The sequence below is a fragment of the Nocardia nova NBRC 15556 genome (genome assembly GCF_001613005.1).
GTDB classification, from domain to species: domain Bacteria; phylum Actinomycetota; class Actinomycetes; order Mycobacteriales; family Mycobacteriaceae; genus Nocardia; species Nocardia nova.
The window spans coordinates 29400-43865 of record NZ_BDBN01000082.1; the positions used below are offsets into that span (position 1 = coordinate 29400).

Sequence of the window (14466 nt, forward strand, 5' to 3'; positions counted from 1 at the left end):
GTGTGTTACTCGGCACCGTCGGCATCTCGGCCGGCATTCGCAGTGTCCGACGAATCGGACAGATCCGCTACCCCATCGGTGACTCCGACCAGCGCATGGCGCAGGACGCGGTCGCCGAAGCGGTAACCCTTACGCATGACCACCCCGATCACCGGGTTGTGTCCCTCACCCTCGTGCTGCACGGCCTCGTGCAGGGTCGGGTCGAAAGATTCACCCTCGACACCGAATTCCTCGAGGCCCTGCTTCTGCAGCGCGTCGGCGAGCTTGTCCGCGACCGACTTCAGCGGTCCGGACTCGAGATCTCCGTGGGCACGGGCACGATCCAGATCGTCGAGCACACCGAGCAATTCGGTGACCACCGCGGCCTTGGCCGAGTCGATGGCGGCCTTGCGGTCGCGGTCGACGCGGCGGCGGTAGTTCGCGTACTCCGCGGTCAGCCGCTGCAGATCCGCAGTGCGCTCGGACAATTCGGCGCTGATGCTGTCGGCGAGGGCGTCGCCCTCGCCGGCCGAAGCGGAGGCCGAAGCCGTGTCGTTTCCGGCTACGGCCTCGCTCACATCACCCTGCGGAGCGGACGGTTTCCCGTCCTGGTCGATCTTTCGGTTGTCGACGATGGTGACCGGCTCCTCTTTCGGGTTCTGTTCCGTCACTTCTTCTCCGGCTCTTCCACGACCTCTGCGTCGACCACGGTGTCGTCACCGGCGGACGCGTTGCCCGCACCGTCGGCGGCGGCGCCACCCTCGGCAGCCGAAGCCTCGTAGATCGCCTGACCCAGCGCCTGCGATTCGGTGGCCAGCTTCTCCACCGCGGACTTCACCGCGGCGATATCGCTGCCCTGCAGGGCCTGCTTGGCCTCGGCGATGGCCGCTTCGACCTTCTCCTTGGTCTCGGCCGGCACCTTGTCGGAGTTGTCCGCGATGAACTTCTCGGTCTGGTGGACCAGCGACTCCGCCTGGTTGCGGGTCTCCGCCTCCTCGCGACGCGACTTGTCCTCGGCCGCGTGCGCCTCGGCGTCCTTGATCATCCGGTCGATCTCCTCCTTGGACAGGCCGGAGCCGTCCTGGATCTTGATCGTGTTCTCCTTACCGGTGCCCTTGTCCTTCGCGGTGACGTGGACGATGCCGTTGGCGTCGATGTCGAAGGTGACCTCGATCTGCGGCACGCCGCGCGGGGCCGGCGGGATGCCGGTCAGCTCGAAGGAGCCGAGCAGCTTGTTGTGCGAGGCGATTTCGCGCTCACCCTGGAAGACCTGGATCTGCACCGACGGCTGGTTGTCGTCGGCCGTGGTGAAGGTCTCCGACCGCTTGGTCGGGATGGTGGTGTTGCGCTCGATGAGCTTGGTCATCACGCCACCCTTGGTCTCGATACCCAGCGACAGCGGGGTGACGTCGAGCAGCAGGACGTCCTTGACCTCACCCTTGAGCACACCGGCCTGCAGGGCGGCGCCGACGGCGACGACCTCGTCCGGGTTCACGCCCTTGTTGGGCTCCTTGCCGCCGGTCAGTTCCTTGACCAGCTCGGAGACCGCGGGCATACGGGTGGAGCCACCGACGAGCACGACGTGGTCGATGTCCTTGACCGAGATACCGGCGTCCTTGATCACCGACTGGAACGGCGCGCGGGTGCGGTCCAGCAGATCGGAGGTGATCTTCTGGAACTCGGCGCGGGTCAGCTGCTCGTCGAGGAACAGCGGGTTCTTCTCCGCGTCCACGGTGATGTAGGGCAGGTTGATCGAGGTGCTCTGCGAGGAGCTCAGTTCGATCTTGGCCTTCTCCGCGGCCTCACGCAGACGCTGCAGGGCCATCTTGTCCTTGGTCAGGTCGATGCCCGAGCTGGCCTTGAACTTGTCGACCAGCCAGGTGACGATCCGGTTGTCCCAGTCGTCGCCACCGAGGTGGTTGTCGCCGGAGGTGGCGCGAACCTCGACGACGCCCTCGCCGATTTCCAGCAGCGAGACGTCGAAGGTGCCGCCACCGAGGTCGAAGACCAGGATGGTCTGCTCTTTGTCGCCCTTGTCCAGGCCGTAGGCCAGCGCGGCGGCGGTCGGCTCGTTGACGATGCGCAGGACGTTCAGCCCCGCGATCTGGCCGGCCTCCTTGGTGGCCTGGCGCTGCGCGTCCTCGAAGTAGGCGGGCACGGTGATCACCGCGTCGGTGATCTCCTCGCCCAGGTAGGACTCGGCGTCGCGCTTGAGCTTCATGAGGGTACGGGCGCTGATCTCCTGCGCCGTGTACTTCTTGTCGTCGATCTCCACGGTCCAGTCCTCGCCCATGTGGCGCTTGACGGACTTGATGGTGCGATCGACGTTGGTCACCGCCTGGTTCTTCGCCGGCTGCCCGACGAGAACCTCTCCGTTCTTGGCGAACGCGACGACCGACGGGGTGGTGCGCGAACCTTCCGAGTTGGCGACGACGACCGGCTCACCGCCTTCGAGAACAGCGATGACCGAGTTCGTGGTCCCGAGGTCGATACCGACCGCACGAGCCATAGTGGTTCCTCCTAGGTGATGTAACTGTGTGTGGTGCAGGGGCGACCCTGCGCGTGGCACTGTTCGTGCCGGCCGGACCTCGCCCCTGACACCGCACGGAGCACGGTCCTCAGCAACACTGAGCGTGGTCGGCTCAATCCTGCCCCCCGATCCCGTCGGAGTCAACCAGAGACTTGAGTCGCTTTCACTCAACCTTGCGTCGATCAGCTCAACGAGCGGGGCGGACGGTTCATTCCCGGCCGGACGAAAAAATTTCCCAGCCCACCGGAGAGCACGCGACGCTTACCGGGCCTGGTCCCTCGATACGCGGATGACCAGGCATTTCGACCATCCGATGCTCAGCCGGCGGCCGCGAGTACCCGGTCGGCGAGATCCTTGTCGAGACTCACCCGAACCAGGGCGGCGGCCAATTCCGCGTCGTGGCCGGAAGGGCCGAGGCGGTCGAGGCGCTTCGGATCGGTCGACAGATGCAGCAGATCGGCACCCTTGCGGGCCCGGTCGTCGAAATGCGGGCGCACCCAGGTCCAGACATCCTGAACTTCGCGCAGGAAGATTTCGGCGCCGGTCGGGCCGATGCCCTTGAACTGCTGCAGCGATTCGGCCAGCCGGTCCGGGTCCCGATCCGCTTCGGCGGCCAGTTTCCGCAGATCACCGTGGTAGCGGTCGAGCAGGATGGTGGCGTTCTCACCGAGCCGGGTGGCGGTGGATTCGTCGTAGCGGCGGTAGTGGCCGCGCCCCAGCGCGTCGACGAGGTCCTGCCAGTCGGCCGCGGCGACGCGCTGCGGGGTGCGGTAGCCGCTCGATCTCAGTTCACGCGCGGCGGCGACCGCGATATCGGCGGTGATCCGGGCGCTCATGAGCTGGGCCAGCACCAGGAGCTGGAACAGCGGAGCGGGTTTGTCGGCGAGAGTGATTCCCGCCTCGGCCGCATAGGTGGTCCCCGCTCGGTCGAGCAGTTCCCGGGCGATCCGATCCTCGTTCGCGCTCATCTGCGACACCCCACTTTCGTCGACCCGGCGATTCACTATCCGGCTAACCCGAGACGCGCAGGTCAAACCCGCCGGCGAGGACGGCCGACGTCTCCTGCCTCACGGCTGGGATTTGTAGACCACCAGCGGTTCACCGGACGGCGCGACCACCAGATGCCCGCTGCGGGCGCCTTCGGTGAAGATGGTGACCGTCGGCGGGTGATCCGGCGCGGAGCTGTCGCGACCGATGATCAGATGGCTGACCTTCGTCTGCGGCGACCCGACGGTTCGCGGAGCTCCGGCCAGCAGGGCCGCCAATTTCGGCACATCGATCGTGGCGAGGTCGATCGGCTCGAGTTTCGGATCCCGGCTGCTGGTCGTCCAGGTATCGAATTCTCCCTTGTAGGAAGCTCTTTCGGAAATCGACCGATCCCCCGTGCGGGGCCGCTCGATCGAGGCGTTCTCCGGCATCAGCGTCACGTCGTCGGCGAGCAGATCGCCGTAGTGCTGACGGTAATCGGACAGAAACGCCTCGATACCGGCGGCGGTCGTCATATCCGGCGGGGTGTGGTCGGCGAGCGGACCGTCGTCGCTGCTCACCCAGCCGCAGAACATGCCGATCAGGGCCGCAGCCGCCACCGCACCGCCCGCCAGTACCCACCGTCGGGCACGCCGTCGTCGCGCCGGGCGCACGACGGGGGCGTCGGCCATATTGGCCGGAATCTGCAGATCGCCGATGACCTTCTCGACGTCGGCGAAGGTGCGCGCCCGCATCGCCGCGGCGGTGCGCCGCCCGTGCTCGGAGTCGGAGAGCTGACCGTCGTCGCGGGCGGCGTCCAGCAGTGCGCAGGCGTCGACGCGATCCGAATCACGCACGCGCAGACCGCTGTTCGCGGCCCCGGCCGGCGCGGCAGGTCGGCGGGATGTGGCGAAGGTTCCCATCGGCTGCACCTATGTGTGGAACGGGTAGACGCGAATCGGATCGCCCGCGGGCGTGGCTTCCAGGTATGCGTTCTCGTTGAACGAATTCCCGACGTAGATGCTGATCGTGGGCACCTTGGTGATGGTGTCGATACCCATGCCGATATGACTCACCGCGCCGCCGGGGACCTTCAGCAGCGGTACCGCCCGCGCGATCAGATCGCCCAGCGCGGACGTGTTCACCGCGGCGAGGTCGAATATCGGCTTGTCGGCCGAGCGGGTGGTGACGGCGGTCGAGGCCATGAAACCGCCCCGATAGGAGTAGTCGGCCACCCGATTCGGCTGCCGCGCCGAGGTGCGGTCGACCGACGCGAAATCGGGGAACAGGGTCAGGTCGTCGACGGTGGTGTCGCCGAATTTCGCCTGATAGTCGCTGCGGAACTTCTCGAAGCCGGCCACCGTGGTGAGGTCGGGTGTCTCGATCACCACGGGCCGTATCACCTGCGGCGCCGCGGCCGCGATCGGAGCGGGCTCGGGGGCGGCTCGATGCGTCAGCAGATACCCGCCGACCGCGGCGGCCAGCACGACCACCGCCGCGGCGCCCGCGAACCACGCCGTCCCGCTCTGTACTCCCGCCCGCGGATCGATCGGCGCCTCGGCCGGGCGCTGCAGGTCCGCGGTCAGTTCGGCCAGATCGCCCAGGGTTTCGGCGGCCGTGGTCAGATCGGTGAGGGTCTGATGTTCCTCCGCCGAGAGCTGACCGTCGGCCAGTGCGGTGTCGAGGGCACGGCAGGTTTCGGCACGGTCGGCGTCGCGGGCACGGATATAAGCCGGATAGCGGCCCGCTCGCCGGGGCGGGCCCGGCGGCTGTGTCCATTGCGCACCACCGGCGGGCGGTTGCAGGTCGTCGACCAGATTCCGCAGTTCGCCGACGGTCTTCGCGGTGGCCGCACGGTCGGACCGGTCGTGATATTCGTCGGCGCCGAGTTGGCCCTCGTCGAATGCGGCATCGAGCAGGGTGCGCGCTTGAACTCGGTCCATATCGCGGGCCCGCATGCTGCCGGGTGCGGGCATACCCGGCATTCCGGACCCAGAAGAGCTCACCCCTGGATGGTAGCGACTCGGCATCCGCATCACGGCGTGTCGGTGCGGGATTCGGGCGACCCCCGACCTCTGGGGTCTTTCCGGCAAATGGCGGCCGCCCATACAGTCGCGTCGATGTGGTCGGGGACCGATCGACTATGGAGGAATCGATGAAACGCAGTCTCGCCGCCGCCGGTGTGGCCGCCGCACTCACGACGGGCGGATTGTTCGCCGCCGGGAACGCGGCCGCCGCGCAGCCGGGCTTCACCGACGGCCCGATGCTGGGGTCCTCGGATGTGGGCTGCACCGAACAGGGCTGCACCTCGCCGCTGGTGAAATTCCTGCTGGTCGACCTGCTGGGATCTTTGGACAGTTTGTCCGCGGGTGTTCCTCCGCAATCCCGCTGATTCGGCCCATCCCGCGCGGTACCGTGCGGATATGAAGGCCGTGGTGTGTTCGGAAGGCAAGCTGGAAGTCGCGGATATCCCGGCGCCGAAACCCGGGCCCGGCCAGTTGGTGATCGCGGTGTCGCGATGCGGGATCTGCGGCTCCGATCTGCACGCCCGTCTGCACTGTGACGAACTGGCCGAGCTCGCGGCCGCCACCGGTTACCGGAATTTCATGCGCTCCCATCAGCGTGTGGTGCTCGGTCACGAATTCGTCGGGGAGATAGTCGAATACGGGTCCGACTGCCGCAAACGCTGGCAGCCGGGCACCCGCGTGGTGGCATTGCCGATCGTGCGCAACGGCCGCGATCCCGAACTGACCGGACTGTCGGAGCAGGCGCCCGGCGGCTACGCCGAACAGGTCGTGGTGCAGGAATCCATGACGTTCCCGGTGCCGAACGGGCTGGCCACCGACCATGCGGCGCTGACCGAACCGATGGCCGTCGCCTGGCATGCGGTGCGCAAAAGTCGGGTGGGCCGCAACCAGCCCGCGTTCGTGGTGGGGTGCGGGCCGATCGGCCTGGCGGTCATCAGCATGCTGCGCGCCGCCGGCGTGAAGAACATTGTCGCCAGCGACTTCTCACCGCGTCGCCGTGAACTGGCGCGCCGGTGTGGCGCCAACGTGGTGGTGGATCCGAATCTGGAATCACCGTGGACGGCCAACCCCGCGAAGGGTCGCATCTCCGGCGTCACCGATATCCTCAATCTCGGTTTCGACACCATGACGCGACTGCGCAGCATCCCGAAACTGCCCTGGTGGTATCTGTTCCGCCTCGCGCACAGCCTGGACGCGGCGCCGGCCGGGCCGGTGGTGTTCGAATGTGTGGGCGTGCCGGGGATCATCGACCAATTGCTCACCGACGCACCGCCTCTGACCCGCATCGTGGTGGTCGGGGTCTGTATGGAGACCGACCGTTTCCGGCCCGCGATGGCGATCAACAAGGAGATCGAACTGCGCTTCGCCTTCGGCTACGATCCGGGCGAGTTCCGCGACACCCTGCACATGATCGCCGGCGGTAAGGTCGACCCGGCTCCGCTGATCACCGGAACCGTGGGGCTGGCGGGTGTCGACAACGCCTTCACCGCCCTGGGCAGTCCCGAACATCACGCGAAAATCCTTGTGGACCCGTCGAGTTCGTCGTCCGACGTGTGATCGCTCAGCGGTCGAGCAGCGGGAAGCGTCCGGAATCGAGCAGTTTCGCGATCGCGTCCAGCCGCGCCGGCGGCAGTGCGTAGTCCGGGTGGGCACGCAGTATCGACGCGGCATCGTGCAGGCCGATCATCTGCTTCTCGGCATCGGCCGCGCTGCGGCCACCGGGCGCCACCGGATGACCGCCCAGGCCGCGTGCGCCGGGCCGCACCCGGCCCTGGTCGACGGCGGTCCGCACGCGGCGCGCGCAGCGGCACGGCGCTGCCGGATTCGCCACACCGCAGGTGGCGTTCAGGAAGTTGCCGAGCCGAGTCCTCGCCCGTTCCAGCCGTTTCCGATAGGCCGGGGCGCCGATGCCGAGAATCCACGCGGCCTCGGCCGAGCTCAGTTCGAAGACATCGGCGAGCACGAACGCGACCCGCTCGTCACGGGCGAGGCATTGCAGCATCGCCTGGCTGCAGACGAGCCGCACCTCGCGGGTGAGCACCGTCGCCTCGGGCCCCCGGTACTCCTGTTCGGCCAGCCCCTCGAGCAGATTGGCGGCGAAGCCGTCCAGGTCCAGCTGCGCCGATTCCTGCGGGCTGCGCCGGCGCTGGTTCAGCAGATAGTTGACGCCGATGCGATAGGCCCAGGTCGTCAGTTTCGCCTCGCCGCGCCAACTCGCGAGATTTCCGACAGCACGCAGCAGGATTTCCTGCACCGCGTCCTCGGCATCGGGCGGATTTCCCGTCATCCGTAACGCCAAGCGGTACAACGGATCCTGCAACAGCCGCACCACGTCGGCGATGGCGGTCCGGTCGCCGGCCACGGCGCGATCGACCAGTGCGGTCTCGGCCGCCCGCTCGTCGGGCCCGTCAACGCTCATCGACCTATCGTGCGGTGCCGCGAGCGGCACCGCAACGGCGCAGGTCACCGCGGCGTTGTCCGGACCGCGGTGCGGGGTTCGGTGAGCCGCGAGTCGCGCAGCCAGGTCGCCACGGCCGCGCCGATGGCGTCGGGACGGTCCTCGGGGGCGTGATGTCCGGCCGGACCGATCCCGACGACCTCGACCGCCGCGAAGGTCCGCCGCGCCCAATCCACCGCGTCCGACGATCCGAGGCCGACGCCGGCATCCACAGCCATCACCAGCTTGGGGATATCCGGTGTGGAAGCCATCCAGCGGCCGTAGTCGTCCATGACGGCGGCGACATCGGCGGGCTCTCCGTCGAACGGGATCTCGCGCGGCCACACCAACATCGGCCGCCGCGACTCCGGCGTCGGGTACGGCGCCCGGTACACGTCCAGATCGGCCGGAGTCAGGCTGCGCGCGCCGAACGGGAGATTGAATTCGATGAACATGTTGTCGCGCAGAATCATCTGCTCCCCCTCCGGTGACCGGAACCGACGGAACAGCTCCGCCCCCTGCTCGGGCATCTCGGACCAGCGCAGCGGTCGCAGGAATGTCTCCACCACCGCGACGCCGCGCACCCGGTCGGCGTGGCGCGCGGCCCAGTCCATACCCAGCGCGCCGCCCCAGTCGTGCCCCACGAGCACCACCTCGTCCAGCTCCAGGGCGTCGAACCAGGCGTCGAGGTAGCGGGCGTGATCGGCGAATCGGTAGGCGATATCGGGCTTGCCCGAATCCCCCATGCCGATCAGATCCGGCGCGAGCACCCGGGTCAGCGGATCGACGTGCGGAATCACGTTGCGCCACAGATACGACGAGGTCGGGTTGCCGTGCAGGAAGACCACCGGAACCGGTCCGGTGCCGCTCTCGCGGTAGTTGACGAAGGAATCGAGAGTCACGACGGTCGGCATGATGTGTCCTCGGATCGGTGCCCGGCCGAGTTTTCGGCCCTTACATCCGGTTTCGACACGGGCAGGACGAGGTTGTGACCGGCCCCCGCTGTGATGCGAGACACATCACAGCGCCGAGGGATCAGCCGGCGCGAGGCGGACGCACGCGGCTCATCGGGGTGGTTTCCGGTTCCCGCAACTGGTCGACGATTCCCTCCGCGCTCCGCGCCGCCGTCAGGCAGGCTTCGGTGGTGAATCGGTCGGCCAGCGGGTGGCGCGCCCGACCACGCCACTTCCGCACCGCCGCCACCGCATGTGCCTGCACTTCGCCGCCCGGAGCGTCCGGGGGCAATCCCAGGCGCAGATGCGGTGCCACACCGGATCCGCCGACCAGCCGGTACAACTCGGTGACATCGTCTGCGGGCAGGGGCAATTCATCGGTGCGCAACCGCCCGAGCAGCCGCAGCTCGGCGAATCCGTGCACATCCGCCAACAGGCTGTTGATATGGGGGAGCAGGTCGTCGGCGCGCGTTCCCGGATGGGCGGCCACGATCCGCGCCACGGCGGTCAACGCCGAATGCGCCTTCAGTTGATCGGCTCGCTGGGCGAACTGCACGTCGAGCACCGTGCGCAGTTCCTCCACGCCGCTGCGCTCGCCGAGTTCGCGTGCCAGCGTGGCGGAGTCGCGCACGCCCAGCCGGATCAGCGTCACCGCCATGCGAATGCCGAACAGGCCGAACCGGGCTGCGAGATGGGCCCGCAGTTCCGCCGGCACCGGCAGGGGCAACTCCGGATGCGCGAATCGGTCCGCGGACAGTAGCGCGATGCTCAGATCCTCCACGGAGATCCGCGCCAGCGCCTCGAAGGCATCGAATTCGCGCTGCCGCAGCGTCGCGCCGGCGAAGGCGAGCAGGCCGGCGACCGGAATGACCGCCTGGCACAATCCGGTTCGCTCCAGTTCGGTGGCGAAGCGGGCCGAGACCTCGCGGGCCGAATGCAGGGCATCGATGCGGCCGGCGCCGATCTCGTCGGCCCGGGAGACCACCCCGATCACGCCGAGCGGACCCGAAACACCCTGCCGGGCAGCACCTCCGGCGCCGATGCGTTCCAGGAACCCGATATCGGAGGCGTCCAGCCGGCGCAGCAGATAGACGACCGCGTCGGCCTCGGGAACGGTCACCGCCGCATTCTCGTCGGGCGTGAGCAGCCGTGAGGTGCGCAGCGACACCTCCCGCGACAGCGACGACGTGCCCGGAGTGTCGATGATGGTGGTGCGAGCCAGGGTGGCGGCCGGCCACTGCACATCCAGATGGTCGACCTCGTGCTCACCGGCGGCGTTCCAGCGCAGCGCCGACAGGTCGAAACTCAGACCGTGCGCCCCGGGCAGGCCGTCGGCGCCGGGAGTGCGCCGCACCACCACATCGGCGCTCGCGCCGTCGGCGGCCAGGGCGCTCACGCGCGGGGCCGGGCCGTGGCGGTACCAGGTCACCATCCGCGTGCACTCGGTGGCATCGGTCGGTGCGATGTCCTGTCCGACCAGCGCATTGAGCAGCGTCGATTTACCGGCTTTGAGCTGCCCGGCCAGCGCCACCCGCAGCGGTTGGTCGAGGCGGCGCGCACAGTCACCGAGCATCGCGGCGGGGCGCGACCGCGGCGCATAGGCGTGGCGGGCCGCCGAAACCAACCGGCGCGCCTCCCCCACGATGCCCGGCGTCTGGTCGCTGACCTGGTAACTCACGCGTCGACCGTACCCGAGCAGGCTGTGAATCCCGGTGCCGTGGGCTGAGAATCCCGGGGCCGCAGGCTCGGAGTCCCGGTGCCTTGGGTCAGGACTGTGCCCCGCGCGCATGACGTCCGGACGGGCCCGCCGGCGGCAGCATCGCATCGGCATGACGTCGCAGCTCGGCCACCACTCGCAATTGCCGCTCGAGTTCCGCGCCCCGCTGCGTGCGCTGGGCGTTGGCCACCCCGGCGGCATCCTGCGCGGCCTGCAGCGAATCGTTGATCGAACGCAGACTGCGGTCGGCGATGCCGGTGAAGTGATCGCGCAGAATGCGATGGATGCGATGCAGCCGGTCGCGCGACTCCTTGCCCGCCTCGAAACTCACATCGTCGAGGTAGCGGCGCACCGCCATCTTCGCCTCGCCGCGCTTGCGCGCCAGCCGTTCTCGTTTGTCGTCGCGAAACGCCTTGCCGCCCAGCAGCACACCCGCGCCCAGCGACACCGGATTGATCAGCGCCAGGCCCGCGACCGTACTGGCCAGGCCGATCATCACCATGCCGCCGTAGGAACCGCGCATACCGACGAGCAACTTGTGGCCGATGCCGAGATCCGGCTCGAGATCGGCGAGCGTCACCGACGCCACCCGCGATTCCTCCAATTCCGAACCCGACCGCACCGCAGGCAGATCCACCGCACCGAATTCGAGGAAGTGCTCGGCCACCCGCTCGGCCAAGTGGATGGCGCGATGATGCGTCCACAGCAGATTGTCGCCGATGGCGGTGTCGGTCGTTTGCATCAGCCACTGTTCCAATTGATCCCACAGCCGGCCGGGATCGTTCTCGTCGATCCACTCCTCGGCGGTCCTGCCGATGGCGCGCAACCGATCTCGCAGGTCGTGGTCGATATCGCCGGCCAGATCGGTGACGCCGTCGCCCAGCGTCTGCTGCCAGGTCGCGGTCCGGCGATGCAGCTCCTCGGCCTGCGCCTTCGCGGTGCGCAGTTCGCGGATGGCGGCCGCACCGCGTTCGGGGTCGCGCAGGGCGACCAGTTCACTGCTCAGCGCCAGTGCGAGATGTTCTGCGGCAGAGGAGATGTCGAGAGCCACCGCGCGTTGCGCCGCCGCCTTGTCCCGAGCGACCACCTGCTCCCGCAGGAAGTCGAACAGGACACCGAAACCGGATTCCCGGCCCAGTTGCTGATCCTGCAGCCGCATGGCGTGGCTGCGCAGCAGCGCCGAAACCGGGATGATCGGCAGCGCCAGGCGATTGCGCTCCAGATGCGCCTGGTCGGCCTGCAATACCTGCCGCCAATGCGGATACAGATCGATCTTGCTGAGGATCAGCGCCACGGCCGGGCACAGTTCGCGCACCTGCCGCAGGAAGTCGACCTCCGGTTCGGTCAGCTCGGTGGAGGCATCCGAGAGCAGCAGCACCGCATCGGCGGCCGGGGCCAGGGCGAGAACCGCTGCGGCCGTGGCGGTTGCGTGGCCGCCGACCGGCGGGGTGTCGATGACGACGATCCCGTCGGCCAGCAGCGGATTCGGCAACTCGATCTCCACCCGCGCCACGCGGCCGTGCGGAGACTGCGGCGTGACGGTGTGAATATCGCCGAGCGGCAGCGGAATCCGCCGGTTGTCCCGCTCGTCACCGGACGGCGTGGTGACGACGGTCTCGGCCCGGGCCTGCGGGCCGTGCGAGAGCACGATCGGCACCCCGGTGGTCGCATCGTCTCCGACCGGGCTGATGTCGAGATTCAGCAGCGCGTTGACGAATTGACTCTTGCCCTGGTTGCCCAGGCCCACCACCACGATGCGGCGGCGGGGGTCGCGGATCCGGTCGGCCAGCACCTCCAGCCGGCCGACCAGATCGTCGCGATCGGCGGTGCGCGCGGCGGTGATGGTTTCGGCGAGAATCCGCGACAGCGGTGAGGCAGGCACCTCCGGGGCGGTGTCCGCCACGACCACACTGCTCATTTTCGTTGCACCCCAACCTGTTTCGTTGACCGAACCGATTCTTCGCTACCCTCAGTGCAGCAGTCCGCCGGTGATGTCGCCGGAGGCGTGCGTATCGGTGACGGTCGAGGCGTGGCCGGAGGTGTCACCGAACAGGCTCGAATCCGTGTGACCGCCGGTGTCGAGCCCGCCCGACAGCGAGCTGTTACCGCCCGCCGCCAGAGTGCTGTCGATGCCGCTGTGCGCACCGAGGGCGCTGTCCACGCCGCCGCCGATACCCGAGGCGCCGACGCCGGAGATATCGGTGCCGACACCACTGCCGAACGCGTGCGACACATCGACACCGGACCAGGTGCCGGCGGCCGTACCCGAGAGTGCCGAGGATGCATCCGTGCCCGCGTGCAGCCCCGAGTCGACCGAACCCGTCAGACCCGAGCTCGCATCGGCGCCCGCGTGCAACCCCGAATCCGCCGCGCCCGACAGCGAGGTCGACAGATCGCCCGCACCGTGGAGACCGGACTCCGCGGTCCCCGACAACGAGGTTCCGAGGTCACCGGCACTGTGCACACCCGACGCGGCGGTCCCGGACAGCGATGTCCCCAGGTCGCCCGCACTGTGCACAGCCCCCGCGCCCGCGCCGGACAACGACGTGCCCAAGTCGCCCGCACTGTGCACAGCCCCGGCACCGGCGCCGGACAACGACGTGCCCAGGTCGCCGGCACTGTGCACGGCACTGGCGCCCGCTCCCGAGAGCGAGGTCGCCAAGTCGCCGGCACCGTGGACGCCCGCATCCGCTGATCCGGACAGGGAGGTTCCGAGGCCGGTCGCGCTGTTCACACCGGACGTCGCCGCACCCGACAGCGAGGACGACAGATCCCCGGCCGCATGCGCACCCGAGACCGCGGCCCCGGACAGATCCGCCCCGGTGTGCACACCGCTGCCGAGACCACCGGACAACCCGGTCTCCAACCCGGTCGCACCCTGCGCCCCCGAAGCCACCGCCCCGCCGAGCCCCGCTCCGATACCGGCGGCACCCCCGAGTCCCGCGGCGGCATTCGCAGCACCGCCGAGCGCCCCACCGAGACCGGCATTCGCGGCGCCGCCCAGGGCACCACCGAGACCGGCACCGGCGTTCGCCGCACCGTTCAGGGCACCGCCCAGTCCGGCACCGGCGTTCGCCGCACCGTTCAGGGCACCGCCCAGTCCGGCACCGGCATTCGCCGCACCACCCAAGGCACCACCGAGCCCCGCACCGGCATTCGCAGCGCCGCCCAGTCCTGCTCCGGCATTCGCGGCACCGTTCAGTGCACCACCGATACCACCCTGCGCAGCACCGCTCAGCGCCCCGCCCAAATCTCCGGCCGCCTGTGTCGCATCCGACAGATCGCCCCCGATCCCGGCACCGGCATCGGCCGCCCCGCTGAGTGAACCCCCAAGGCCCGCAGCCGCATTCGCCGCTCCCCCGAGTGCGCCACCGAGCCCAGCGCCGCCCGCGAGTGCGCCACCGAGCCCAGCGCCGCCCGCGAGTTCTCCACCGAGTCCGGCACCCGCGTGGGCCGCACCCCCGAGAGCACCACCGAGGTCGGCTCCGACCTGCGTCGCGCCGCCGAGCGCACCACCCAGATCGCCACCCGTATGGACCGAATTCCCGAACGAACCTTCCAGCCCCGCACCAGCATTGGCGGCACCACCCAAGGCATCGCCCAGTCCGGCACCGGCGTCCGCCACACCACCCAGCGCACCACCGAGACCAGCGCCCGCGTCGGCCGTACCACCCAAAGCACCACCCAACTCGGACCCCACCCCGGTCGCAGCACCCGCCGCACCGGACAACCCCGCCCCCAAGTCACCCGCCGCATTCAGCGCACCACCAAGGCCGGCACCCGCATCGGCAACACCGCCCAGCGCGCCTCCCAGTCCTGCACCGGCATTCGCCGCGCCGCCCAACGCGCCACCCAGC

14 protein-coding genes are annotated in these 14466 nt (G+C 69.1%); 4 read left to right on the top strand and 10 right to left on the bottom strand.

Going from position 1 to position 14466, the window contains the following annotated elements; translation table 11 throughout:
- Positions 1-5: 5 nt before the first annotated feature.
- From grpE to NN2_RS27975, 5 genes are all read right to left on the bottom strand, one after another.
- A complete protein-coding gene (grpE, locus tag NN2_RS27955) occupies positions 6-650 on the bottom strand; it encodes a nucleotide exchange factor GrpE (RefSeq protein ID WP_063017338.1) in 645 nt (214 codons plus the stop codon).
- Positions 647-2488 (bottom strand): molecular chaperone DnaK, encoded by a 1842-nt coding sequence (gene dnaK / locus NN2_RS27960; RefSeq protein WP_036506545.1) that lies wholly within the window; start codon positions 2486-2488, stop codon positions 647-649. The genes grpE and dnaK overlap by 4 nt, the downstream gene beginning before the upstream one ends.
- A 338-nt stretch (positions 2489-2826) precedes the next feature.
- The gene (locus tag NN2_RS27965; protein WP_063017360.1) at positions 2827-3477 is read right to left on the bottom strand and encodes an HhH-GDP family DNA glycosylase; all 651 of its coding nucleotides are present in this window, start codon (positions 3475-3477) and stop codon (positions 2827-2829) included.
- Between the two features lie 99 nt (positions 3478-3576).
- A complete protein-coding gene (locus NN2_RS27970; RefSeq protein ID WP_063910898.1) occupies positions 3577-4398 on the bottom strand; it encodes a DUF1707 domain-containing protein in 822 nt (273 codons plus the stop codon).
- Positions 4399-4407: 9 nt separating this feature from the next.
- Complete coding sequence (locus NN2_RS27975; RefSeq protein ID WP_169812453.1) at positions 4408-5481, bottom strand: DUF1707 SHOCT-like domain-containing protein; 1074 nt, start codon at positions 5479-5481, stop codon at positions 4408-4410.
- Positions 5482-5630: 149 nt separating this feature from the next.
- Between NN2_RS27975 and NN2_RS27980 the strand changes: the two genes are divergently transcribed.
- Together NN2_RS27980 and NN2_RS27985 are read left to right on the top strand one after the other, a co-directional pair.
- Positions 5631-5867 (top strand): hypothetical protein, encoded by a 237-nt coding sequence (locus tag NN2_RS27980; protein ID WP_146098834.1) that lies wholly within the window; start codon positions 5631-5633, stop codon positions 5865-5867.
- A 31-nt stretch (positions 5868-5898) separates the two neighbouring features.
- A complete protein-coding gene (locus NN2_RS27985) occupies positions 5899-7059 on the top strand; it encodes a zinc-binding dehydrogenase (protein ID WP_063017362.1) in 1161 nt (386 codons plus the stop codon).
- Positions 7060-7063: 4 nt separating this feature from the next.
- Here the strand turns inward: NN2_RS27985 and NN2_RS27990 are convergent, their stop codons facing one another.
- The 5 genes from NN2_RS27990 to NN2_RS28010 all read right to left on the bottom strand — a co-directional run bounded on the left by NN2_RS27990 (position 7064) and on the right by NN2_RS28010 (position 13463).
- A complete protein-coding gene (locus tag NN2_RS27990; RefSeq protein WP_063017364.1) occupies positions 7064-7921 on the bottom strand; it encodes an RNA polymerase sigma factor in 858 nt (285 codons plus the stop codon).
- A 44-nt stretch (positions 7922-7965) separates the two neighbouring features.
- Positions 7966-8853 (bottom strand): haloalkane dehalogenase, encoded by an 888-nt coding sequence (locus NN2_RS27995; RefSeq protein ID WP_063017347.1) that lies wholly within the window; start codon positions 8851-8853, stop codon positions 7966-7968.
- 121 nt (positions 8854-8974) lie between these two features.
- Entirely contained in the window at positions 8975-10570 is a 1596-nt protein-coding gene (locus NN2_RS28000) for a dynamin family protein (protein WP_245658896.1), read from the bottom strand.
- Between the two features lie 88 nt (positions 10571-10658).
- On the bottom strand, positions 10659-12527 hold the full coding sequence (locus NN2_RS28005; protein ID WP_063017348.1) for a dynamin family protein: 1869 nt from the start codon (positions 12525-12527) through the stop codon (positions 10659-10661).
- Positions 12528-12578: 51 nt separating this feature from the next.
- Positions 12579-13463, bottom strand: coding sequence for a hypothetical protein (locus NN2_RS28010; RefSeq protein WP_169812454.1), 885 nt, complete (start codon positions 13461-13463; stop codon positions 12579-12581).
- Here NN2_RS28010 and NN2_RS37875 point away from each other — a divergent pair.
- On the top strand, positions 13434-13934 hold the full coding sequence (locus NN2_RS37875; protein WP_169812455.1) for a hypothetical protein: 501 nt from the start codon (positions 13434-13436) through the stop codon (positions 13932-13934). The genes NN2_RS28010 and NN2_RS37875 overlap by 30 nt on opposite strands.
- 123 nt (positions 13935-14057) lie before the next feature.
- Positions 14058-14466 (top strand): hypothetical protein (locus tag NN2_RS28020; RefSeq protein WP_156511491.1); only part of this gene is annotated, 409 nt, incomplete at its 3' end.